Raw genomic sequence first — 23240 nt, 5'->3', positions numbered from 1 at the left:
TCAATCACATAAAGACGCATTCAAGGAAGCAGTATGTCTGAGTTCACTTTGCCGCGCACCGCGGTGGCTTTTCGTCTGACGGCCAGCGTTGCCCTGGCCCTTGCCATTCACAATGCCCATGCCGCCGAGCCGGCTGAGTTGCCGGCGATGGAAATCAAGGGCGAACGTCTGCAGCAAAGCAGCAGCGTCAGTGCTGAGGAACTGGAGCATTTTCAGGCGGCCGACCTGGAAGACGTATTCGCTTCACAACCGGAAGTCAGCGTGGGCGGTGGCCACAGCGTCGCGCAGAAGCTCTACATGCGAGGCCTGGAAGACACCCTGCTGAATATCAGCATCGACGGCGCGCAACAAGCCGGCCAGACTTTTCACCATACTGGGCGAATTAACGTTGAGCCCGAGCTGCTCAAGGAAGTGGACGTGCGCGCCGGTACCACCGACGCGCTTTCGGGCCCCGGCGCGCTGGGCGGCGCCATCAAGTTTGTCACCAAGGACCCGGAAGATCTGCTACGGCCCGGTGAGCAGGTAGGTGCGCTCGTCAAAGGTGGTTACTTCAGCAATGCCGAGGGCTACAAGGCCAACGGCACCCTGTTCGGCCGCTTCTCCGATGACTGGTCTGCCATGCTGATGGGCACCTATCAGGATCAAAACGATTACGAAGATGGCAATGGCGATACCGTCACGGGTACTGGCTCACGTCAGCAACTGGGCTTCGCCAAGCTGGTTGGCCATTTGACTGAAGCGCAAACGCTGCGCCTGAGCTACGAACGCCGTGAAGATGATGGCGAACGGAACCAGCGACCGCAATGGGTTACCAGCAGTTTCAATCCGGCTTATCCGCTGAGCAGTCAACGCGAAACCTGGAACCTGGGTTATGAGTTCAACCCTGTGGAAAGTCCATTGCTGGATCTGTCAGTAACCACCTACCAAACCAGCAACCAGCTGGAGCAGAACGTCATTGGCCGTTGGGGCGAGTATGAAGCCGAGGCACAGACCTGGGGCGCCGATGTGCGTAACACCAGCCTGTTGGGCGGTCATGAGCTGACTTACGGGGTGGATTATCGCCGCGATGAAATCACCGCAGGGCCTGGCACGAACCCCACTGACAAGGAACAGGATGGCAAGGTGTACGGGGTTTATGCACAGGATTACTGGCAACTGGCCGATCGTTGGTTGCTCGGCTTCGGTGGCCGCTACGACACTTACAAGTTCAACAGCGCCGATGGCCAGCGTTTTGACGAAACCGGCTTTAGCCCAAATGCCAGCCTGGGCTTTCAGGCTACGCGCAATCTGAATCTTCGGTTTGCCCACACCCAGGCTTTCCGTGGTCCGCAGGTACGCGATGGCTTCAAGGCCGATGTCGCGACAATAGACCCTGGCCTCAAGCCGGAAAAAGCGCGCACCAACGAGATTGGCTTCGATTACAGCAACGGCGGCTGGCTGCTATCGGGCAAGCTCTACCGCACCGATATCAAGGATGCTATTGCTGATCCGGTGCCGCGTCCGACCATGTTCGTCAACGCGGGCGATCTGGAGTCCAAGGGTTACCTGGTGCAGACCGCTTACCACTGGGATGCAGTCAGTGTTGGTCTGAGCTATCACCACAACGACGCGACTATCGACGGTGAAGACCTCAACGTTTACGAGCACAACGGTCTGGGTACCAGCATTGGCGATACCTGGGTAGCGAATGCGGATTATCGCTTCAGCGAATCGATGGAGCTGGGCTGGCAGGCACGTTTTGTTGAGCGTTTGGACTCCATCGATACCGGTGTGGGAGAGATCGACAAGGCCGGGTACGGCGTGCACGATGTTTACGCCAGCTGGCTGCCGCTGCAGAACGACGACCTTACCTTGTCACTGACGGTCAAGAATCTGCTCGACAAGCAGTACCTGGATCACGCCAGCAACGAAGACTTCCAGTCCATTCCGGGTTATGACGGCATCATTGGCTCCTACGAACCGGGCCGCGAGATCCGTCTCGGCGTGGCCATGCGTTTCTGATGTTCAGGCGACTCCTGCAACCCGGCCAGTACCTGGCCGGGTTGATTGCGTTATGGGGGCTGGCACTACCCGTGCTGGCGTTGGAAGACCTGGCCGGGCGTGAGCTGACGCCACCGGCCAAGGTCGAACGCATTGTGCTGGGTGAGGGGCGCTTGCTGCCAGTGCTGGCGCTGCTGGAAGGCCCCGGTGTCTTGGACCGGCTGGTGGGTATGCCGCGCGATCTGCCGCTGGTAGCCCCCGGCACCTATGCGGCCTACGAGGAGCGCTACCCGGCGCTGGCGGATATTCCGCCCATCGGTCAGGGCGCCGCAGATACCTTCAGCCTGGAACAAGTGCTGGCGCTGCAACCGGACCTGGCGGTTTTCAGTCTGCATGGCCACGGGCCGGGGTCCGACAACCCGCGGCTGGTCGAGCAGCTGGAGCGCGCCGGCGTTACCGTGGTGTTTGTCGATTTTCGTGAACAGCCGCTGCGCAATACACCGCGTAGTGTTGAACTGCTGGGCGAGCTGCTTGGTCGGCAGGAACGTGCACAGGCCTTTGCGGCAGATTATCGCGAGGCGCTGCAGGCGGTTACCACGCGCCTGCCGACTCCAGATACCCAGCCCAGCGTTTTTTTGCACAGTCGTGCCGGGCTGGCTGACAGCTGTTGTGAAACTATGGCGCGCGGCATGCTGGCCAATCTGCTCGAGGCAGCCGGAGGTCGCAATCTTGCCCGTGACCGCTTGCCGGGCGCGGCCGGCATGCTGAGTATCGAACTGCTGGTCACCGAGCCCAGTCAGCACTATATCGCCAGTGCCGTTGGCTCAAGGGCGACAGTGCGTGAGGGCGCACGTTACGTGGCGTTGGGGCCGGGTGTTGAGCCGCAGGATGCACGCGCTTCTTTGCAGCGGCTGGTAAGCGAACCTGGAATGCAGCACATAGATGCCATCGCCAATGGCCAGGTACACGCGCTCTGGCACGACTTCTACAACAGTCCGTTCAACGTAGTGGCGGTCCAAGTCATGGCCAAATGGCTCTACCCTGAGCAGTTCGCTGACTTGCAGCCGGAGCACACGCTGCAGCGGCTGCATTCGCGTTATCAGCCGGTCGCCCTGCCTGGCACCTACTGGATTACGCTGTGATGCCGCTGCCGCCTGACACCCTGGCAGAGGGTTACCGGAGGTTGTGGTGGCGCCGCGCTGCGCTTTTGTTGGTGCTGAGCGCTGCACTGTTGTTCGCCTTTGTCTTTGACCTTTCGGTTGGCCCGATGGGGCTGGGCTGGTGGGATGTCGTGCAGCTGGCCTTTGGCTGGGTTGAAGGTGACGCCGCGCAACGGGTCATCGTGCTGGAATTGCGCTTGCCCTACGCGCTGATGGCGGTACTGGTGGGAGCGAGTCTGGGGCTGGCTGGCGCCGAGATGCAAACCGCGCTGAATAATCCGCTGGCGAGTCCGTTCACGCTTGGGATTGGCGCAGCGGCTACCCTGGGCGCCTCGCTGGTGATCGTGTTTGCCCCGAATCTGGCTGGTTTGAGTCAACTGATCATGCTGCCACTGGCGGCGTTTGTATTTGCCGCGGCCTCCTGCGCCTTGCTCCTGGTGGTTGGCCGCACGCTGGGCACCGAGGTGCATACGCTGGTGCTATTCGGTATTGCCCTGCTGTTTGGTTTGAACGCATTGGTGGGGTTGGTGCAGTTCATGGCCGAGGCCGAAGCGGTGCAGCAAATCGTGTTCTGGACGCTTGGCAGTCTGGCCCGCGCGAGTCTGGATCGCGCTGCCTTGCTGGCCGTGGTACTAGCGGTGTGCCTGCTGTTTGCGTTGCGTCAGGCGTGGGCCATGACCATGCTGCGCACAGGCGAAGATCAGGCGCGCAGCCTTGGGGTGCCGGTTGGTCGATTGCGTGCAGCGGTGTTATTGCGGGTCAGCCTGTTGACCGGCGTGGCGACTGCGTTTGTGGGCGAGGTAGGTTTTATCGGCCTGGTTGGCCCGCATATCGCTCGCCTGCTGCTGGGTGAGGACCACCGCTTCTTTTTACCGGGCAGCGCGTTGGCCGGTGCTTTGCTGCTGTCGCTGGCGTCCATCGCCAGCCGTGGCATCCTGCCCGGTGTGGTGCTGCCGGTCGGGTTGGTGACGGCGCTGGTGGGCGTGCCGCTGTTTGTCGGCTTGATTCTGGCTCGGGGAAAGAGGGCCGGGCTATGACGCTGAGCATATCCAATCTGAGCAGTGGCTATCGGGCGCGTAGCGTATTGCAGCAGATCACGCTGCCAAGCATACCGGCGGGTTCGCTGGTGGCATTGATCGGGCCTAATGGCGTAGGCAAGTCGACGTTGGTCCGCGCGCTGGCTGGCTTGCAGCCGGCCAGCGGACAGGTAACGCTACAGGACGGACCGCTGGCTACGCTGTCGCCCCGCGAGCGGCAGCGCCGCGTGGCCTACCTGCCGCAAACCCTGCCGCAGGCGACTTCGCTGGTTGTTTACGAAATGCTGCTCGGGGCCGCCTACCTGAGTGGCGAGACTATGCAAGCACAGATCACCGCTGCCATCGCCCGGGTGGCGGATTCGCTGGGGATCACCGAGTTGATGTTGCGGCGCCTTTCCGAGTTGTCGGGCGGACAACGGCAGATGGTCGGCCTGGCTCAGGTGCTGGTGCGCCAGGCGCCGTTGTTGCTACTGGATGAACCCACCAGCGCGCTGGATTTGCGCTGGCAGCTGAATGTCCTTGAAGTGGTGCGCCGCTATGTGCGCGAGCGGCAGGCCATCGCGCTGGTAGCCAGTCACGACCTGAATCTGGCGCTGCGCTTTGCTGATCAGGTGATCATGTTGGCGCCGGGTGGCGACTGTCGCATGGGCGAGCCGTTGCAGGTGGTGACGTCGGACTCTCTGCAGACCTGCTACGGCGTGCAGGGTAGGGTAGAGACCTGTTCGTTGGGGTATCCGGTGGTGCTGGTGGATGGGGTGGCGGATCTATAAAAGCGGCCCAGTTACTTGCAAGCCGTCGAACAGTGCACGGACCCCATTCCCATCTGCGCTACTCGCCCGCTCAGATGGGAGTTTTGGTCCGTGCTCCGTACGTAAATGTGCTTGTTCCGCAGACCAGCCTAGTTCGCCTTACACCAACTCAATCGCAATCGCCGTCGCCTCACCACCCCCAATACACAGCGACGCAACACCGCGCTTGCCGCCGGTGTTCTGCAGGGCGTTGATCAGGGTGATGATGATGCGCGAGCCGGTGGAGCCTACCGGGTGGCCCTGGGCGCAGGCGCCGCCGTAGATGTTGACCTTGGCATGATCCAGACCGTGTTCGCGCATGGCCAGCATGGTTACCATGGCGAAGGCTTCGTTGATCTCGAACAGATCCACGTCGTCCTTGCTCCAGCCGGTCTTGTTGAACAGGTTGCTCATAGCGCCGATGGGGGCGAGGGTGAACTCGCTCGGGTCCTGGCTTTGGGTCGCATGGCCGACGATGCGGGCCAGCGGCTTCAGGTCGCGGCGTACGGCTTCGGCGCCGCTCATGATCACCAAGGCGCTGGCACCGTCGGAGATGGAGCTGGCGTTGGCCGCCGTTACTGAGCCGTCTTTCTTGAAAGCGGGTTTAAGGGTTGGAATCTTGTCTAGATTGGCGTTGTGCGGCTGCTCATCATCCTTCACCACGACCTCGCCGTTGCGGGTTGTCACCGTCACCGGGACGATTTCCTTGTCGAGTGAACCGTTCTCGATAGCCGCTTGGGCGCGTTTCAGTGATTCGATGGCGTAGGCATCCATCTCGGCGCGGGTAATGCCATTCTGATCAGCGGTATCCTGCGCAAAGGAGCCCATCAGGCGGCCGGTGCGGGCGTCTTCCAGACCGTCGAAGAACATGTGGTCCTTGATCTCGCCGTGGCCCATGCGCAGGCCGGTGCGGGCTTTTTCGATCAGGTAGGGGGCGTTGGACATGCTCTCCATGCCGCCGGCGACCATGATGTTGTTGCTACCGGCCTTGATCAGATCATGGGCCAGCATCACGGCTTTCATGCCCGAGCCGCACAGCTTGTTGATGGTGGTACAGCCGGTAGCGGCGGGTAGACCGGCGTTCAGGCTGGCCTGGCGCGCGGGGCCCTGCTTGAGCCCAGCGGGTAGCACGCACCCCATGATGACCTCTTCGACCGCGTCGGCTTCGATGCCGGCACGACTGATGGCTTCGCGAATACTCAGGGCGCCCAGATCAACCGCGCTGACGCTGGACAGGCTGCCTTGAAAGCCGCCCATGGGCGTGCGCGCACCGCTGACGATAACAATGCTGTTGTCGGACATGCTATTTGGCTCCATTGTTGTGATTTTGAAACTATGAATCAGTATTCAGTCATAAAGCGACTTTTATTTACAATTATACGCTTAATGGCCCTGATTAAAATCCGTATGATGTTTTGTGGTCGTGCCGGCTGAGCTATTCTTTAGGCTGTTTTCCATAGGCTGATTGGGCTCGCGCACTGCTCCCATGCCCTGACAATCCCAAAAACACTAGGTCATTTCATGCTTAATACTCGTATCCTCAAGCCCACCGACGAGGCACATTCCACGCCGTTGTTGATCAAGAACCTGTTGCTCTCCGGACAGCGTTACGAGCGTACCCAGGAAATCATCTACCGGGATATCAGCCGGTACGATTACACCACCTTCAATGAGCGTATCTGCCGCCTGGCCAATGCGCTGAGCAAAGCGGGCGTCAAGGCCGGCGACACAGTCGCCATGATGGACTGGGATAGCCACCGTTATCTGGAATGCATGTTTGCCGTACCTATGCTCGGCGCCATCATGCACACCATCAACGTTCGCCTGTCGCCAGACCAGATTCTCTATACGATGAATCACGCCGAAGACAACGTGGTGCTGATCAACAGCGAATTTCTGCCTATCTACAAGGCGATAGAGAATGACCTGACTACCGTCACCACGACTATCCTGCTGACCGACGAAGACAACAAGGAAGCCGATCTTCCGGGCTTCGCCGGCGAATACGAGCAATTGCTGGCCGCTGCCGAGCCAAGCTACGAGTTTGCCGACTTCGACGAGAACTCGGTTGCTACCACTTTCTATACCACCGGTACTACGGGCAACCCCAAGGGCGTTTATTTCACCCATCGCCAACTGGTTTTGCACACGCTGGCGCAAGCCACCTCGCTGGGTGCGCTGGACACCGTGCGCATGCTCGGCAACCGCGATGTTTACATGCCGATTACGCCGATGTTCCACGTGCATGCCTGGGGCATTCCCTATACCGCGACGCTGCTGGGTATCAAGCAGGTGTATCCAGGTCGTTACGAGCCTGAACTGCTGGTCAAGCTGATCAAGGATCACGGGGTTACCTTCTCGCATTGTGTGCCGACCATTCTGCAAATGGTGCTCAATGCTGAGGGCGCCAAGGATTACGACTTTGCCGGCATGCGCGTGATCATCGGCGGCAGCGCCTTGAACCGTACCCTGTATGAAACGGCGCTTGCCAAGGGCATGCAGCTCAGCGCGGCTTATGGCATGTCGGAAACCTGCCCGATGATTTCTGCCGGTTATATCAACCTGGAGCTCGAGGCCGGCAGTGAAGACCAACGCGCCGCCCACCGCATCAAGGCCGGCGTGCCCGGACCATTGGTTGAGGCGCAGATTGTCGATACCGACGGCAATAAACTGCCCAAGGACGGCAAGACCCAAGGCGAGCTGGTATTGCGCGCACCCTGGCTGACCCAAGCCTATTTCCGCGAGCCGGAGAAAAGCCAGGAGCTGTGGGAAGGTGGCTGGATGCACACCGGCGATGTGGCGACCATCGACGCCATGGGCTTCATCGATATTCGTGACCGCATCAAGGATGTGATCAAGACCGGCGGCGAGTGGTTGTCTTCGCTGGAGCTGGAAGACCTGATCAGCCGCGATGCCAGCATCAAGGAAGTCGCCGTGGTCGGGATTCCCGACCCGCGCTGGGACGAGCGGCCCTTTGCTCTGGTAGTTGCCGCAGCAGGGCAGGAGGTTACCGCTGCCTCGCTGTGCGAACACCTCAAACCGTTTGTCGAGGAAGGCCGGATCAACAAGTGGGCGATCCCCACGCAGATTGCCGTGGTCAAGGAAATCCCCAAGACCAGCGTTGGCAAACTCGACAAGAAGCGTATTCGCGGTGAGATCGCGCAGTGGCTGGAGTCTGGCGATAGCTGTATTTCTTCCCTGAAGTAACACCTTGACGCAGGCAGAGCCCGCCCGCCAGTTAGCTGGTTGGCGGGCTTTTTATTGCGTACTCACTGGCCCGTTGATCAATTGTCACTGAATGTCTCATTGCGAAGGTGGCCGTAGGCTCGGTATCAGCGCTACAGGTCACGAGAAACAGGGGCTGGCGCGAGGCCTATGGCAGCCGGAAAGCCGCTGTAATGGGACAGTTGGGCTTGATTGCCATCACGCCAGTCTATAAAGTGCGCAACTCCTCAAGGAATATAAAAAGCCTAATAATCCTGAACGCTGTGTTGTGTCGGTCTATCGGACTGTACGGCACGGGCGTTTTCGTGCGTCTACACTTTATGCAGGCGCGATGGCGCGCTTCCTTGATGTCACCCGTCCGGCCTTGCTGCTGCGTCGTATTTCAGCAGCGTTGAGCCGCCAATAATCAAGCAAAACAGGGCGAATCGATGAAACCCATAATTCTTGCTTCTACTTTCCTGGCCTCTACGCTGGCCGCGCAGATCAGCTTTGCCGCTGCCGATGCAGACAAGGTTGCCGAGCTGGGCAACAGCCTGACCCCCGTTGGCGCCGAAGTTGCCGGCAATGCGGCGGGCAGCATCCCGGCCTGGACCGGCGGTCTGGCTACCGATGCAGCTGCTGTGGATGCCAATGGCTTTTTTGCCAACCCCTACGCGGACGATCAGCCGCTGTTCGTCATCACCGCAGCGAACTACGAAGAATATGCCGATCAGTTGGCCCCCGGTCAGATCGCGATGTTCAAGCGCTACCCTGACACCTTCAAGATGCGCGTGTTTGATAGCCGCCGTAGCGTAGCGCTGCCACAGGAAATCAACGACGCCGCCAAGCACAACGCCGCCAATACCGAGCTGGTTGCCGGTGGTAACGGCTTGACCAATTACCAGATGGCCTATGCTTTCCCGATTCCCAAGGATGGCCTGGAAGTGATCTGGAACCAGATCACCCGTTATCGCGGTGCTTCGCTGCAGCGTACCGTGACCCAGGCGACCCCACAGGTGAACGGCAACTACAACCTGGTGCGTTTCGTTGAAGAATACGTGTTGCCCAGTGCGTTGACCGACTATGACGCCAGCGCGCCCAACGAGATGCTCTACTACTTCAAGCAGCAGGTCACCGACCCGAGCCGTCTGGCCGGTAACGTATTGCTGGTGCACGAGACCATCAACCAGGTCGCCAACCCGCGTATGGCGTGGATCTACAACGCTGGTCAGCGCCGCGTTCGCCGTGCTCCGCAGGTTTCCTACGACGGTCCGGGTACTGCTGCCGACGGCATGCGTACTTCCGACAACCTGGACTTGTACAACGGCGCGCCAGATCGTTACGACTGGAAGCTGAACGGCAAGCGTGAAATGTTCATCTCGTACAACAACTACGAGTTGGCTTCACCGAGCGTCAAGTACGATCAGATCTTCCAGGCCGGCCACATTAACCAGGATCTGGTGCGCTATGAGCTGCACCGCGTCTGGGATGTTGAAGCCAATGTGAAACAGGGCGAGCGTCACATCTACGCCAAGCGTCACTTCTTCCTTGATGAGGACTCCTGGCAGGCTGCGCACATCGACCATTACGACGGTCGCGGTGAGCTGTGGCGTGTGGCCGAGGCGGAAGGCCTGCAGCGCTTCCCCGACAAGGTGCCTAGCTATGCCATGGAAACCCTATATGACCTGATGGCTGGTCGTTATCTGGCCATGGGCATGAACAACGAAGAGCGTAACAACTACGACTACAGCTACAAGGCGTCAAGCAATGACTTCACGCCCACGGCGCTGCGTCAGGCAGGTGTTCGCTAAGCGTTGAGCGTGTCGCCTCGCTGACGGCAGGGCGGCACAGGAAAAAGGCGTAGGGGTTGTTGCCCCTACGCCTTTTTTTGTGCGCGCCGATCAGCTGTTCAGAAGCTGACTGCAAAGCTCAGTGCGGTGCCGGAGACGCCATCACCGAACATCTGGCGAATCAGTATCCGGGTGCGGGTAATAAAGACCGGGTAGGCGCTGGAGTCGAACTCGATGCCGGCGCCAATGGTCGATAGCCGGTCAAACCCCAGCGCACCGCGTTGCTCACCCAAATACTCGGAGTGGGAGTATTCCAGCACGTAGCGCAGCGGGTTATGCATGACGGTCCAGCCGGTGGGCGCGCGGTACCGGGTCCACAGGTTGGCGGTCTGTGCCGTCACGTTGCCGTCGATGGCCTTGTCACCGCCAATGTTCTGCAGGTCGAGGTAGCTATAGCGTAGCTCCAGATCGGCCTCGTACTCCTCGCGCACACGCTCCCAATCGAGCATCATGGCGCCGCCCAGACCGAGCGCGCCCATTTGTCCGTCGTCGAGAAACTCGATCTCGCGGTCCAGTTCGTAGTTCAGGTAGAGCCGCGCACTGTTGATATCGCTGCTGATGTAGCCCAGCGCGACATTGCCGATCGGGCGCAACACCCATTCATCATTCAGCGCAAAATCCCAACCGATGCCACCGGCGGCAGTGAGCGAGGTCCATTTCACTGGAATGGTGCGGGTTTGCACGCCATTGGAGGCGACAAATTTGGGGTCGTAACGACTGTAGGCAATAGAGCCCTCGAGGTACAGCGGGACCTCATCGCTCATGGTCGCGCCGCCGCCGAGCTGCGTCATGGTGAGTGCCGGGTCCCCGGTGTCGTTGTCGCTGATCTGCAGGGCGCTGGAAGCCAGGTCCAGGGTCATTGAATAAGACATCAGGGTGAGGATGCCATTGACCTTGTCTTCCACATTGGCAGTGGTCAGCCGCAGTGGCTCGGCGGCCAGGGGCGGGACGCTTAGCAAGGCCAGCAGGGCGATGTTGCAGGGCGTTCGGGACATGATTCGGGCGCGGTTCCGTTATTGAATGGCGCTAATATACAACGAATAGTCAGAGATACCTGCCGCCACCATGGCGCTCGGCCCTGATGGCGGCGCGCGGCTAGAAGCGCCATACGGCGCCGCCGCCCAGGATGTGCAGCGCGCTGCGGTCATAGCTGCCGTTCAGGCTGTCGCCGGAGCGGCTTTTGCTCTGCGACACGTCCATATCGCCGAGCCAGACCAGGGTGTAGGCCAGGTGCAGGTCGGTATTATCGTCCAGTGCGTAGTTCAGGCCGCCGGCAAATCGCCACGCGGCGGCGGCCGGGTTGTCGACGGTGCGATCAGCGTCGTCGACCATGGTGCTGTCGTAGGCAATGCCCATGTTCCAGCGCAGCTGGCGGGTGGCCTGATACTGCGCGCCCAGGGAGGCGTGCCAGGTATCCTTGTAGCGGCGGTCTACGCCGGTGGTCACGCTGCCCCCGGCAGCTTCTACCTCTACTCCTATGTCGCCAAACTCACTCCAGTCCTGCCAGCCCAGGGTGCCGAGCAGGGTCCACTGCGGGTCGAGCCGGTAGCTGGAGCTGAGCAGCAGCGTTTGCGGCACCTGCATGCCCAATTCCAGGCTGCGGATGTTGGCGGTCTGCAGCGCGGCATCCAGCAGCGGATTGTTGATGTTGTCGAAGCTCGGGCGATCCTCAAACTCAAGCTCGACCTTGCTGGTGTAAGCAAGGCCCAGGTCCACGCGCTCATTCAACTGGTAGAGCAGGCCCATGTTCAGGCCGATGCCGATGTCGGTGTCCTGGTATTCCAGCTGGCCGTCGCTGCGCCCGCCACCCAGGCCCAGTACGTTGTTGTCGACGGCTGCCTGGGTGCGGTAGTAGCCGTACATGATGCGGGGCCCGATGCCCAGTGACAGCTTGTCGTCCACCTTGTAGGAATAGACCGGTTCAAAGCTCAGGCCAATCACCGCAGCCTGCTGGGTGAAGTAGCGCCCGGCCCAGTCATCGTCGTACTTCACCGCCAGCCCGAAGTTACCGTACATGCCGAAGCCGATACTGGATCTGTCGTCAATCTGGTGACTGATGAAAAAACTGGCGCCGGGCAGGTATTTCAGCGCATTGCCGCCGTTGTTGCCGTCGAAGTCGCTGGAAGCGTCCGCGGCAAACTTGATGTGCCCAATGACCAGTTGACCGCTGGCATTTACCTGAGTCCCTTCCAGTCGCGAAATGCCCGCCGGGTTGTTCATCAACACGCTGGGGTCGCTCGCCAGCACAGCCGCGCCGGCATTGGCCAGACCGGCGCCCTCCTGGCCAACCTCATACAACATGATGCCGCCAGCGCTGGCCTGGTGCGAGCAGGTCAGGCTCAGCAACGCGGCAGCGCCGCTCTTGAACAGGCGGCGCGAGTGTTGTTTTCTATCCATGGGCAAACTCCCTCAAATGGTACGGCGGCGGCCTCTGCTGGGCTAAACACCAGCTTAGCCAAGCTGGGCATCTTGGCCAGCCGAGGGCGCTTGAACACACCTGAGGAGAAAGCCCGGCTTGCCGGCTGCTATCATGCGGCTGGTCGCGTGATGCGCGTCGACCTCCCTGACCGCCAAGAGGATTACCATGAGCCTTGCACCTGCCGCCCTGATCCGTGAAACCTTTCCCGTCGGCCCACTGGGCTGCAACTGCACCATCGTGGGTGATCCGCTGACGAAAAAGGCGCTGGTAATTGACCCGGGCGGAGACCATCAACTGATTCTCGATCGCCTTGAGGTGCTGGGTCTGCAGGTCGTCAGCATTATTCATACCCATGCTCACCTGGATCACTTTCTGGCCTCGGGTGAAATGAAGAAGGCCACTGGCGCCTCCTTGCACCTGCATCAGGATGATCAGTTCCTGTGGGACAATCTGGAGATGCAATGCAAGCGATTTGGTGTGCCCTACACACCCGTGCCAGCGCCGGACCAATGGTTGCAAGATGACGAGGCCTTGGCTTGCGGCTGCGGTGTGGCGCTTCACACGCCGGGACATACACCGGGCTCGATGAGCTTCTGGTTCCCGCATGACAAGCTGCTGATCGCGGGCGATACCCTGTTTCGGCGGGGGATTGGACGTACCGACTTATGGGGCGGCGATTATCAGAAAATTGAACGATCCATCCGTCAGCGGCTCTATAGCTTGGATGACGATGCCGTAGTGGTAACTGGCCATGGCCCGGAGACCCGCATCGGCGACGAGAAACGCGAAAACCCGTTTATTCGTGGTTGAACCGCACTATGTGCGGTGTGTTACGGCATCGATTGCGCGGCTCCGGATGCTAATCCGCCTAGAGCCCGCCGTGTGATAAAGATGACACTGATAACAGTTGAAAGGGAAAAATTATGAAAAGCCAAGGTTTGATTGCTGCCGGCGTGTGCGCGCTGGTACTCACCGGTTGTACCAATAACCCCTACACCGGCGAAGAGCAGGCTGGTAAGTCTGCTGTTTACGGCGGTATTGGCGCCGTGACAGGTGCCGCTATCGGCGCTGCCACCTCCAGCAGCAAGGACCGTGGCAAGGGTGCATTGATCGGCGCTGCTGTCGGCGGCGCCGCCGGTGGTGGTTACGGTTACTACGTCGACAAGCAGGAGCAGCGCCTGCGTCAGGAGCTGACCGGTACTGGGGTACAGGTTGTGCGCAATGGAGACAGCATTCAACTGGTCATGCCGGGTAATATCACCTTCGCGTCCGGCTCCTCCGATATCTCCAGCAGCTTCTATCCGACATTGAACTCGCTGGTGAAGGTGTTCAAGGAATACGACAAGAACGCCATCAACATTGTGGGTCATACCGATAGCACCGGGTCTAACGAGTTGAACATGCGCCTCTCGCGGGAACGTGCCAGTGCGGTCGCCTCTTACCTGTCAGGTCAGGGTGTGCCCGGTGCACGCATCAGTAGCGCCGGTGTTGGGCCGAGCCAGCCAATTGCCAGTAATGATACCGAAGCGGGTCGAGCGCAGAACCGCCGGGTTGAGATCAACCTCAGCCAGCTGTAATACGCGCGAAAAAAACCGCGCTGAGAGCCTTGCTCCAGCGCGGTTTTTTTGTGCCTGGCAGTCGTGCCTAGCCGTTGTTTTGGCGGGCGCGATCTGTGGGCGTTGGGTACTGCGCGTGCAGCCTGGCCAGATGCGCATCCTTGTCGAGCCACAGCTGACTTACCCATGCCTGGAATTCTGCTCTGAATTCAGCATCCTGCTGGTAGTTCTTGCCAAGAAATTCGCTGGGGATGGGTTTCAGCTCGCAGTGCATGACTACGTGTGGCACCTGACCGCTTAGCAAATCCCAGAAACTGGGATTGCCGTTGGGGTAGTGAATGGTGATGTCGAGCAGCGAGCGCAGCTGCGTGCCCATGGCATCCAGTACAAAGGCAATGCCGCCGGACTTGGGCTTGAGCAGATACTTGAACGGCGACTGCTGTTGGGCATGCTTGGCGGGTGTCAGGCGGGTGCCCTCCAGGAAGTTGAACACCGCGACCGGCGTGGTCTTGAACTTTTCGCAGGCCTTGCGGGTGGTTTCCAGGTCCTGGCCAGCCTTCTCGGGATACTTCTCCAAGTAGGCCTTGGTGTAGCGCTTCATGAAGGGGAAGTCCAGCGCCCACCAGCACAGGCCAATTACCGGTACCCAGATCAGTTCCTGCTTCAAGAAGAACTTGAGCATCGGCATGCGGCGGTTGAGTACGTGTTGCAACGCCAGAATGTCGACCCAGCTTTGATGGTTGCTGGTGACCAGATACCAGCCGCGGTAATCCAGCTGGTTGAGGCCTTCAACTTCCCAGTGGGTGCTGCCGACCAGCTTCATCCAGCCACTGTTGCAGTACATCCAGAACTCGGCAATCTCGATCATGATCAGAGTGCAGAGTTTCTTCAAGCTGGAGATGGGGATCAGCTTGAACAGTGCCACGCAGAACAGCAGCGAGGCGCAGCACAGCGTATTCAGCGCCAGCAGCAGGGTAGCGATGGTCCCGCGCACGAAGGCAGGTAGAAAAGACAGCATGGGTGGTGGGCTCTTCAGCAGGATCGCTAGGGCGATCGTTCTCGTTATGTCATTGGTTGTTATAGGCCTGTATGGCCGTCAACGCGATGGTATAGACAATATCGTCTACCAGCGCGCCGCGCGACAGGTCGTTGACCGGTTTGCGCAAGCCTTGCAGCATCGGACCGACGCTGACCACGTTGGCGCTGCGTTGCACCGCCTTGTAAGTGGTGTTGCCGGTATTCAGGTCGGGGAACACAAACACAGTGGCCTGGCCGGCCACCGGGCTGTCTGGCGCCTTCTGGCGGCCGACACTGGCAATCGCGGCGGCATCATACTGGAGCGGGCCGTCGAGCAACAGTCCGGGTTCGCGCTCTCTGGCCAGGCGCGTGGCCTCGCGTACCTTCTCGACCTCGCTACCGCTGCCTGAGCTGCCGGTCGAGTAGCTGATCATCGCGACCTTGGCCGGAATGCCGAAGGCTTCGGCCGAGCGCGCGCTTTGAATGGCGATTTCAGCGAGATCCACCGCAGTGGGGTCGGGGTTGACTGCGCAGTCGCCGTACACCAGTACCTGCTCGGGTAGCAGCATGAAGAAGATCGAAGAGACCAGGTTGTAACCGGGGGCGGTCTTGATCAACTGAAAGGCCGGGCGAATGGTGTTGGCTGTGGTATGGATGGCGCCGGAAACCAGGCCGTCGACTTCGTCCAGGGCCAGCATCATGGTGCCCAGTACCACGTTGTCTTCCAGCTGCTGCAGGGCCATAGGCTCGTTCAGGCCCTTGCCCTCGCGCAGCTTGACCATGGGCGCAACGTAACGCTCGCGTACCGCGTCCGGATCTATGATTTGCAGGCCGTCGGGCAGGGTGATGTGCTGCGCACGCGCAACCGCTTCTACCGAATCGCGCTTGGCCAGTAGAATGCAGTTGGCAATGCCGCGACGTTGGCAAATGGCGGCGGCCTGCACAGTGCGTGGTTCGTCGCCTTCGGGCAACACAATGGTCTTGGCGGCATGCTGCGCCTGGCGCACCAGCTCATAACGAAAGGCCGGCGGTGACATGCGCTTCTCGCGCGGCGTATCGCAGCGCTTGGCCAGCCAGGCGTGGTCGATGTGCGAGGCGACGAAGTTGGTCACGCGTTCGGCGCGGTCGCGGTCGTCGATCGGGATTTCGCGGTTCATGCGATCCAGCTGAGTGGCTGTATCGAAACTGTTGGTGCTGACGCCCAGAATGGTCAGGCCCTGATCCAGCGCGGGTTGGCATAGCTGAACCACTCGTGGGTCTGGCGCCATGTCGCCGGTCAAAAGCAGACCGGCCAGTGGCGTGCCGGCCAGTGAGGCCAGGCTGCTGGCAATGATGATGTCGTCGCGGTCGCCGGGGGTAACAATCAAGGTGCCAGGTTTCAGGCGATCAATGATGTTCGGCACGGTGCGTGCGCACAACGCAATTTCCATCACCCGGCGCTGTTGCATGTCGCCCGGATGATAGATGGTGGTTTTCAGCAGGGTGGCGATGTCGGCGGTGCGCGGCGCGTTGAGTTCATCCTGCCAGGGTACGCAGCCAATCAGGCGGAAATCCTCGGTATCCAGCCGCACCGATGCCTGCTTGAGCGCCTGGGCAAAACTCTTCAGGGTGTTTTTCAGCGCGCGGCCATCGGGCACATCGGCCAGCGCTTCGTCCTCAAGGTCATGCACCTTGTTGACGATGACGCCTAGTACCTTGGGGTGCGACGGGCCACCGAAGGCCTGGGCGTGAATCTCGATGCGATCGGCCAGGCTGGCCATGTCATCGCCATCGGGCGTGGTGACCAGAATGACATCGGCATCCAGGCTTTTGGCCAGCGACTGGTTGATTTGCGCGGCGTAGCTGCTCTGCCGCGTCGGCACCATGCCCTCCACGACCACCACGTCGGCGTCCTGCGCGGCCTGTTGATAGCGGCTGACCATTTCTTCCATCAGGTCGTCCAGCTCACCGATGGCCAGCATGTGTTCGACCTCAGCGAGCGGCATGGCGGCAGGCGGTGTCAGACCCAGGGTACGGCTGATCAGCTCCGTTGAGCGCTCGGGCCCCTCGTCGCCTGGATGGGGTTGGGCGATAGGCTTGAGAAAATGCACGCGCAGGCCGGTGCGTTCCAAGGCGCGGATCAGGCCCAGACTGGTAGAGGTGAGGCCCACGCCAAAACCTGTGGGTGCGACAAAGAAGGTGTGTTGGCTCATGCCGGCGATTCCGTTCGGGTGGGTTCGCGGTCCAGCAGCGTCAGGCTCTCTTCTGCGATCTGCCGCTCTTCATCGGTTGGTATGACCAGAATAGCGGGTGAGCCCGTAGCTTCAATGCGCCCGGCTTCGCCGCGGGCGAGGGCGCTGTTACGGTCGGGGTCAACCCGTAAGCCCATCACGCCCAGGTGGCTGAGCGTCAGGGCGCGGGTCAGCGCCGAATTCTCGCCGATGCCGCCGGTGAAAATCAGCCCGTCGATGTGCGGTAGCGCGATGGCCAGTCCGGCCAGCGAGCGCGCCAGGCGGTAGCAGAATACCTCGATGGCCAGCTGTGCTCCGCCGTGGCCGTTGGCCCGCGCCTGCTCCAGCTCGCGCATGTCGTTTGACAGCCCCGAAAGCCCCAACAGGCCGCTCTCCCGGTTCAGCAGCTGCTCGATGCGCGGCAGATCCCAGCCCAGGGTGCGCGCGAGATGGGCGTGCAGGTTGGGATCGACGTCGCCACTGCGGGTGCCCATGACCAAACCTTCCAGCGGGGTGAGCCCCATGCTGGTATCCATGCTCTTGCTATCCAGAATGGCGCAGCTGGAGCAGCCATTGCCCAGATGTGCGCTCAGCCAGGCGCCCTTGCCGTCCTTGCGCCCCGTCAGCAGACTGGCCTGGTTGGCCACGTACTGATGACTGGTACCGTGGAAGCCGTAGCGACGCACGCCGTGCACCGCGTACAGCTCGTCTGGCAGGGCATAACGAAACGCGTGCGGCGGCATGCTCTGGTGAAAGGCGGTGTCGAATACGGCAACCTGGGGGATGTCTGGCAGCAGGGCCATGGCAGCGCGAATGCCGCTCAGATTGGCGGGGTTGTGCAGGGGCGCCAGCGGCGCGTTGGCCTCGATGCCGGCCAGCACCTCGTCGTCAATCAGGCGGGCTCCGGTGAACTGCTCACCGCCATGCACAACGCGGTGACCCACTACGCTGATCGGCCCGTTGCTATGTTGTTCTACCAGTGGCAGCAGTGCGTTCAGGGCCGCCTTGGTGTCAGCGTCGGGCAGGCTGTGGCTGTCGCCGCCGGCGTAACTGTAGCTGGCCTGGGGCGTGTTCAGACGTTCGGCCTGTGCTTCAAAGACGGGCTCGGAACTTCCCTGTTGGCGCAGTGCCAGCTTGATCGATGAGCTGCCACCGTTGATGACCAATACCAGGCGATCTCTCATGGTATGTCAGTGTTCCCGTTTCGTAGGGCAGCTTCAGGCTGCCAGTAATGTTGGCGCGTGTTGCGCAGCGTGCCAGCAGTTTGATGCCAGCGGGTCTTTAAGGTTCACTGTGGCGTTGGCCAGCCCGGCCGCTTGCAACTGAACTGTGAACCCTTGTCTTGTGTTGGCCGCCGGCCTCATCTTCAGTCGGCCCGCTAGTCGGGTCAAGCCGTGCGTTTGCGGGTTAATCCGCGTACACTCACGATTTTTAAGCAAATGATAGGAACGAGATTATGCAGATTGCTGCCAACAAGGCTGTTTCCATCGATTACACCCTGACCAATGCAGATGGTGAGGTGCTGGATTCCTCCAATGGTGGCGCGCCGCTCGTCTACCTGCATGGTGCTGGCAATATCATTCCGGGTCTGGAAAAGGCACTGGAAGGCAAGCAGGCTGGCGATGCCGTGAACGTAACCGTTGAGCCGGCAGAAGCCTACGGCGAGTTCAATGCCGAGCTGATCGCGGTACTGGGTCGCAACATGTTTGAAGGCGTTGATGAGTTGGAAGTCGGCATGCAGTTCCACGCTTCCGGTCCGGATGGCAGCATGCAGATCGTTACCATCAAGGCACTGGAAGGCGATGAGGTTACCGTTGACGGTAACCACCCGCTGGCCGGCGAGCAGCTGACCTTCGACGTCAAGGTAGTTGAAGTACGCGAAGCGACCGACGATGAAATGGCCCACGGCCACATTCATGGCGAAGGTGGTGTAGAGCACTGATAACAGCGCTTTAGCCTACTAAAAAACCAGCCTTCTACGGCTGGTTTTTTTTCGCCTGGAGAAAACCCGCGGCGCAGGCGCTCAATCTATCACTATCACTGAGATCAATATTTATCTTTGCCGCTATTAAATAAAGTTGACCGGTCGTATAGTGCTGGCATGAATACGATCCAGGACAAACGCGCGCGCATTTTGGCGGCCGGTACCAGCGTCATGCTGCGTAAAGGCTACAACGGCACCGGCGTGCAGGAAATCACCCAGGGCGCCGGTGTGCCCAAGGGCTCCTTCTATCATTATTTCGAGAGCAAGGAAGATTTCGCCATTCAGGCCCTGCACTACTATTACACGCCGCGCATAGAGCGTTTTGCCGCAGCGCTGAGCGCCCCCGAGCTGTCACCGCGCGAGCGTATTCTGCGTTGTTACCGCGACCTGATCGGCTACTTCGCCAATCAGGAGCAGCCCTCCCATCAATGCTTCATTGGCAGTCTCTGTCATGAGAAAGCGGATGAGAGTCAGCCGATTGGTTATGCCGCTGCGGCTATCCTGCAGCGCTCCAGCCAGGTGTTGGCTGAGTGCCTGGAGCAGGCGCGTACGGTTGGCGAGATTTCCCCGGATCAGGATCCTGCGGCGCTGGCGAGCTTCATTGGCGCGGCCTGGGAGGGCGCCTTGCTGCGCATGAAGACCGATCGCCAGATAGCGCCGCTGCGGGTATTTATCGATCAATTGGAGCGCCTGCTGAGCGCTTGAATAGCTCTTTCAATCAACCAAGACGACCGGTCAGCTTTCGGCCTTACAGCGTAGCTGACCACGACCCAAGAGGAATAAATCATGTCTGCCGATGTAGCCCCCCTGTTTGCGCCTATCACCCTTGGTCCGCTGACCCTGAGCAACCGTATTGTGATGGCGCCGATGACCCGCAATTTCTCGCCCAAGGGCGTGCCTAATCAGGGGGTGGTGGATTACTACCGTCGCCGTGCCGAATCCGGCGTTGGCCTGATCGTCACCGAAGGCACCGTGGTCAACCACGCGGGCGCCAACGGCTACCACAACGTGCCGCACTTTTATGGTGAAGAGGCGCTGGCTGGCTGGAAGCAGGTGGTCGAGGCCGTGCACGCGGCTGGCGGCAAGATTGCCCCACAGCTGTGGCACGTGGGTAACGTACGCCGCCTGGGTACCGAGCCTGATCCAGAGGTGCCAGGTTATGGCCCGATGGAAAAGCAGAAAGAAGGCAAGGTGCTGGTCAAGGGTATGACTCAGGCTGACATCGATGACGTGGTTGCTGCCTTTGCCCAGGCCGCGAAGGACGCCAAGGAAATTGGCTTTGACGCCATTGAGCTGCACGGCGCGCACGGCTATCTGATCGACCAGTTCTTCTGGGAAGGTACCAACCAACGCACCGACGGCTACGGCGGCAGCATGGAAAACCGTGGCCGCTTTGCTGTTGAGGTGATTCGTGCGGTCCGTGCAGCGGTTGGCCCTGACTACCCGATCATCTTCCGCTTTTCGCAGTGGAAGCAGCAGGATTACACCGCACGTCTGGCGCCTACCCCTGAGTTGCTGGAACAGTTCCTGGCGCCCCTGTCGGACGCTGGCGTAGATATTTTCCATTGCTCGCAGCGTCGTTTCTGGGAGCCGGAATTCGAGAGTTCCGATCTCAATCTGGCAGGCTGGACACGCAAGATCACCGGCAAGGCTGCGATCACCGTTGGCAGCGTGGGCCTGGACGGCGAGTTCCTGGAGTTCATGGTGAATACCGACAAGGTGGCCCAGACCGCCAACATTGATGACCTGCTGACCCGTCTGGCGGCCAACGAGTTTGATCTGGTGGGTGTGGGTCGTGCCTTGCTGGTTGATCCGCAGTGGGCCGCCAAGGTGCGCGAAGGTCGTTTCGCCGACATCGAACCCTTCAGCCGCGAAGCGCTGAAAACCCTGGTCTGATGCGGTCCGGTACCGGCGCCTACTTGCTCGGGACTGCCTGTACCGGAATGCTCTGACCCAGCGCTGCCTGCAACAGACAGCGCTCGAAACGTTGCACTATCGCCTGCCAGTCCAGCTGGCAGGCGCGGTGTCTGGCGTGCAGGCGGATGCTGCGACGCCCTTCTGCATCCTGTACCAGCCAGCTGAGATTATCGGTGAACAACTGATCATGGCTGGGCGGTGCCAAGCAGCCACTGTAGCGATCCTGAATATGTTGATGGGCAGCGGCGGTGTCGAATGCGCAGACGGCCAGGCCCGACGCCATGGCCTCGGTCACCACATTGCCAAAGGTTTCAGTCAGGCTCGGAAAAACGAAGATGTCGGCGCTGGCGTAGGCGCAGGCCAGCGCATTGCCGGTCAGCGCGCCGGTAAATACCGCGTCCGGCATACGTTTGCGCAGCTCGCGCGCAGACGGGCCATCCCCCACGATTACCATGTGCAGACGCGTACCCTTTGCTTGCTGGGCTGCGCGCAGCTTGTTCCAGCTGTCTATCAACAACTCCGGGTTTTTCTCCGGCGACAATCGCCCTACGTGCAGCAGCACTATGTCGTCGCTGTTGGCGCCCCATTGTTCGCGCAGGCTAGAGCTGCGATGGGTGGGGTGAAAGTGTGTGCAATCCACGCCGCGGCCGAGCAGTGACAGATTCTGCACGCCCAGGCGATTCAGTTCGCGCTGCTGGGTCGAGCTGGCGACCAGTGTCTGGCGTGTCTGGTTATGGAACCAACGCAGATAGCGCAGGGCGGGTTCGTGAAACAGCCCCAGGTGAAAGTGGTTACTGTATTGCTGGAAATTGGTATGAAAACCGCTGATCACCGGGATTTTCATGCGCCGCGCCAGGCGCAGCGCCGACCAACCCAAGGGACCTTCAGTGGCCAGATAGACCGCATCCGGGCGCTGCCGGCTCCACAGGCTTTTCAGCTTGCGAGCGGCTGGCAGACCCCACTGCAGCCCGGGATAACCGGGGATCGGCAAGCCACGCACGCAGCGCTCCAGCAGGTTGCCGGACTGGGTGGAGCCCGGCTTTTCACCGGGTTGGGCAGGGCGGATCAGTTGTACGCGATGATTGCGGCCCAGCAGTCCCTCGCAGAGCTTGCCCAGCGTATTACTAACGCCATTGATTTGCGGCGGATAGGTTTCTGTCACCAATGCGAAGCACTGGCCGGAGGGTTGGGCTATGTTCATGATCCGAGTATGGCGTCGGGTCATGATGCCGGCGTGACATATTTATTACGTTTTTATGATGTCCGGCTGCGGCGTTCGCGTACCCACAGCAGGGTGGAGCCAGCCACGGCCGCGGGCATCACCAGCAGGTTCACCAGCGGAATCAGCATGCCGACGTAAACCGGCAGGCCAAAGCCAAGGGAGATGCCGCGTCGCCCGCGCATCCAGCGCAGCATGTCGATGAAGCTGACCTTCTCGTTGTCGGCCTGATAATCAATGTACTGCACCGCCATCATCCACACCCCGAACGCCAGCAACAAGGGTGAGGCAACCAGATTGACCACCGGCACCAATGTCAGTAACAACAGAACGCCCATGCGCGGCAGGTAATAAACCAGTTTGCGCAATTCGCGGCCAACGCTTTGCGGCACCACCAGCAGTATGTCGCGGTAACTGGTGGGCGGGCTGACTTCGTTGCGCTCCTGTTCGGCGATTTTTTCCGCCAGAAAGCCATAGAAAGGTGATGCGATGATGTTGGCCACCACGCTGAAGCCAAAAAACAGCACCAGCAACACCACCAAGGCAAACAAGGGCCACAGCAGCCACTCGATGAACGCGGCCCAGTCCGGTAGCTGCGGCATGAGTTGCGCCATCAGCAGGTCGAACTGCTGAATACCCCAGCCGATCAATGCGGCAAACACTACCAGGTTGAGCGCCAGCGGAATCAGCACGAAGCGGCGCAGGCCTGGTTGCCTGATCCGCTGCCACCCCTCCTTGAGGTAATCGGGGCCGCGCAGAACGTCGAACGTATCCTTCATGGTGCTGGGTTCCTCAATGAAAAACGGGCTTGGCAAAGCCTATAGGGGTAAACTATTTGGCTGATACAGTCTTTACAATTTTCATAATCCGATGGACGCCGTAAGCTGCGTCCCTAGATG

19 protein-coding genes are annotated in these 23240 nt (G+C 60.3%); 11 read left to right on the top strand and 8 right to left on the bottom strand.

The genetic code is table 11. The features are described from left to right. The first annotated feature begins 33 nt into the window (after positions 1–33). The 4 genes from BLU26_RS08495 to BLU26_RS08480 are packed head-to-tail and all read left to right on the top strand — an operon-like array spanning position 34 to position 4947. Positions 34–2001, top strand: coding sequence for a TonB-dependent receptor domain-containing protein (locus BLU26_RS08495; RefSeq protein ID WP_092285696.1), 1968 nt, complete (start codon positions 34–36; stop codon positions 1999–2001). Next, positions 2001–3122, top strand: coding sequence for an ABC transporter substrate-binding protein (locus tag BLU26_RS08490; protein ID WP_092285694.1), 1122 nt, complete (start codon positions 2001–2003; stop codon positions 3120–3122). The genes BLU26_RS08495 and BLU26_RS08490 overlap by 1 nt, the downstream gene beginning before the upstream one ends. Beyond that, positions 3122–4177, top strand: coding sequence for a FecCD family ABC transporter permease (locus BLU26_RS08485; RefSeq protein WP_092285692.1), 1056 nt, complete (start codon positions 3122–3124; stop codon positions 4175–4177). Before BLU26_RS08490 ends, BLU26_RS08485 begins: the two co-directional genes overlap by 1 nt. After that, on the top strand, positions 4174–4947 hold the full coding sequence (locus BLU26_RS08480; RefSeq protein ID WP_092285690.1) for an ABC transporter ATP-binding protein: 774 nt from the start codon (positions 4174–4176) through the stop codon (positions 4945–4947). The genes BLU26_RS08485 and BLU26_RS08480 overlap by 4 nt, the downstream gene beginning before the upstream one ends. Before the next feature lie 138 nt (positions 4948–5085). Here BLU26_RS08480 and BLU26_RS08475 read toward each other — a convergent pair whose 3' ends face one another. Further along, the gene (locus BLU26_RS08475) at positions 5086–6267 is read right to left on the bottom strand and encodes an acetyl-CoA C-acyltransferase (RefSeq protein WP_092285688.1); all 1182 of its coding nucleotides are present in this window, start codon (positions 6265–6267) and stop codon (positions 5086–5088) included. 219 nt (positions 6268–6486) lie between these two features. Here BLU26_RS08475 and BLU26_RS08470 point away from each other — a divergent pair, with 219 nt between their 5' ends. Together BLU26_RS08470 and BLU26_RS08465 are read left to right on the top strand one after the other, a co-directional pair. Continuing rightward, complete coding sequence (locus BLU26_RS08470) at positions 6487–8172, top strand: fatty acid--CoA ligase (protein WP_092285686.1); 1686 nt, start codon at positions 6487–6489, stop codon at positions 8170–8172. 446 nt (positions 8173–8618) lie between these two features. Next, positions 8619–9980 (top strand): DUF1329 domain-containing protein, encoded by a 1362-nt coding sequence (locus BLU26_RS08465; protein WP_092285684.1) that lies wholly within the window; start codon positions 8619–8621, stop codon positions 9978–9980. Positions 9981–10078: 98 nt separating this feature from the next. Here BLU26_RS08465 and BLU26_RS08460 read toward each other — a convergent pair whose 3' ends face one another. Together BLU26_RS08460 and BLU26_RS08455 are read right to left on the bottom strand one after the other, a co-directional pair. Further along, entirely contained in the window at positions 10079–11014 is a 936-nt protein-coding gene (locus BLU26_RS08460) for an outer membrane beta-barrel protein (RefSeq protein WP_092285682.1), read from the bottom strand. A gap of 100 nt (positions 11015–11114) precedes the next feature. Next, the gene (locus BLU26_RS08455; RefSeq protein ID WP_092285680.1) at positions 11115–12416 is read right to left on the bottom strand and encodes an OmpP1/FadL family transporter; all 1302 of its coding nucleotides are present in this window, start codon (positions 12414–12416) and stop codon (positions 11115–11117) included. A gap of 187 nt (positions 12417–12603) precedes the next feature. Between BLU26_RS08455 and BLU26_RS08450 the strand changes: the two genes are divergently transcribed. Then, a complete protein-coding gene (locus tag BLU26_RS08450; RefSeq protein WP_092285678.1) occupies positions 12604–13248 on the top strand; it encodes an MBL fold metallo-hydrolase in 645 nt (214 codons plus the stop codon). Positions 13249–13361: 113 nt separating this feature from the next. After that, positions 13362–14015: an OmpA family protein gene (locus tag BLU26_RS08445; RefSeq protein ID WP_092285676.1), complete on the top strand. Its 654-nt coding sequence runs from the start codon at positions 13362–13364 to the stop codon at positions 14013–14015. 67 nt (positions 14016–14082) lie between these two features. Here BLU26_RS08445 and BLU26_RS08440 read toward each other — a convergent pair whose 3' ends face one another. The 3 genes from BLU26_RS08440 to BLU26_RS08430 are packed head-to-tail and all read right to left on the bottom strand — an operon-like array spanning position 14083 to position 18405. Continuing rightward, entirely contained in the window at positions 14083–15012 is a 930-nt protein-coding gene (locus tag BLU26_RS08440; protein WP_092285674.1) for an acyltransferase, read from the bottom strand. A 49-nt stretch (positions 15013–15061) separates the two neighbouring features. Beyond that, a complete protein-coding gene (gene pta / locus BLU26_RS08435) occupies positions 15062–17203 on the bottom strand; it encodes a phosphate acetyltransferase (RefSeq protein ID WP_092285672.1) in 2142 nt (713 codons plus the stop codon). Further along, complete coding sequence (locus BLU26_RS08430) at positions 17200–18405, bottom strand: acetate/propionate family kinase (RefSeq protein ID WP_092285670.1); 1206 nt, start codon at positions 18403–18405, stop codon at positions 17200–17202. Before BLU26_RS08430 ends, pta begins: the two co-directional genes overlap by 4 nt. 272 nt (positions 18406–18677) lie before the next feature. Between BLU26_RS08430 and BLU26_RS08425 the strand changes: the two genes are divergently transcribed. The 3 genes from BLU26_RS08425 to BLU26_RS08415 all read left to right on the top strand — a co-directional run bounded on the left by BLU26_RS08425 (position 18678) and on the right by BLU26_RS08415 (position 21101). Continuing rightward, positions 18678–19163 carry an FKBP-type peptidyl-prolyl cis-trans isomerase gene (locus tag BLU26_RS08425; protein ID WP_092285668.1) on the top strand — a complete coding sequence of 162 codons (486 nt, stop codon included), beginning with the start codon at positions 18678–18680 and terminating at the stop codon, positions 19161–19163. A gap of 159 nt (positions 19164–19322) precedes the next feature. After that, positions 19323–19910 (top strand): TetR/AcrR family transcriptional regulator, encoded by a 588-nt coding sequence (locus BLU26_RS08420; protein WP_092285666.1) that lies wholly within the window; start codon positions 19323–19325, stop codon positions 19908–19910. Between the two features lie 81 nt (positions 19911–19991). Next, positions 19992–21101 (top strand): NADH:flavin oxidoreductase, encoded by a 1110-nt coding sequence (locus tag BLU26_RS08415; protein WP_092285664.1) that lies wholly within the window; start codon positions 19992–19994, stop codon positions 21099–21101. Positions 21102–21120: 19 nt separating this feature from the next. On the opposite strand, the gene BLU26_RS08410 is transcribed toward BLU26_RS08415, so the two are convergent. Continuing rightward, on the bottom strand, positions 21121–22347 hold the full coding sequence (locus tag BLU26_RS08410; RefSeq protein WP_172830652.1) for a glycosyltransferase family 4 protein: 1227 nt from the start codon (positions 22345–22347) through the stop codon (positions 21121–21123). 29 nt (positions 22348–22376) lie between these two features. Further along, the gene (cysZ, locus tag BLU26_RS08405; RefSeq protein WP_092285660.1) at positions 22377–23120 is read right to left on the bottom strand and encodes a sulfate transporter CysZ; all 744 of its coding nucleotides are present in this window, start codon (positions 23118–23120) and stop codon (positions 22377–22379) included. Positions 23121–23240 lie beyond the last annotated feature (120 nt).

It is taken from the genome of Halopseudomonas sabulinigri (assembly GCF_900105255.1).
Lineage (GTDB): Bacteria > Pseudomonadota > Gammaproteobacteria > Pseudomonadales > Pseudomonadaceae > Halopseudomonas > Halopseudomonas sabulinigri.
Note: the sequence above shows the minus strand (reverse complement) of the source record. Positions and strands in the feature narration are given on the sequence as shown.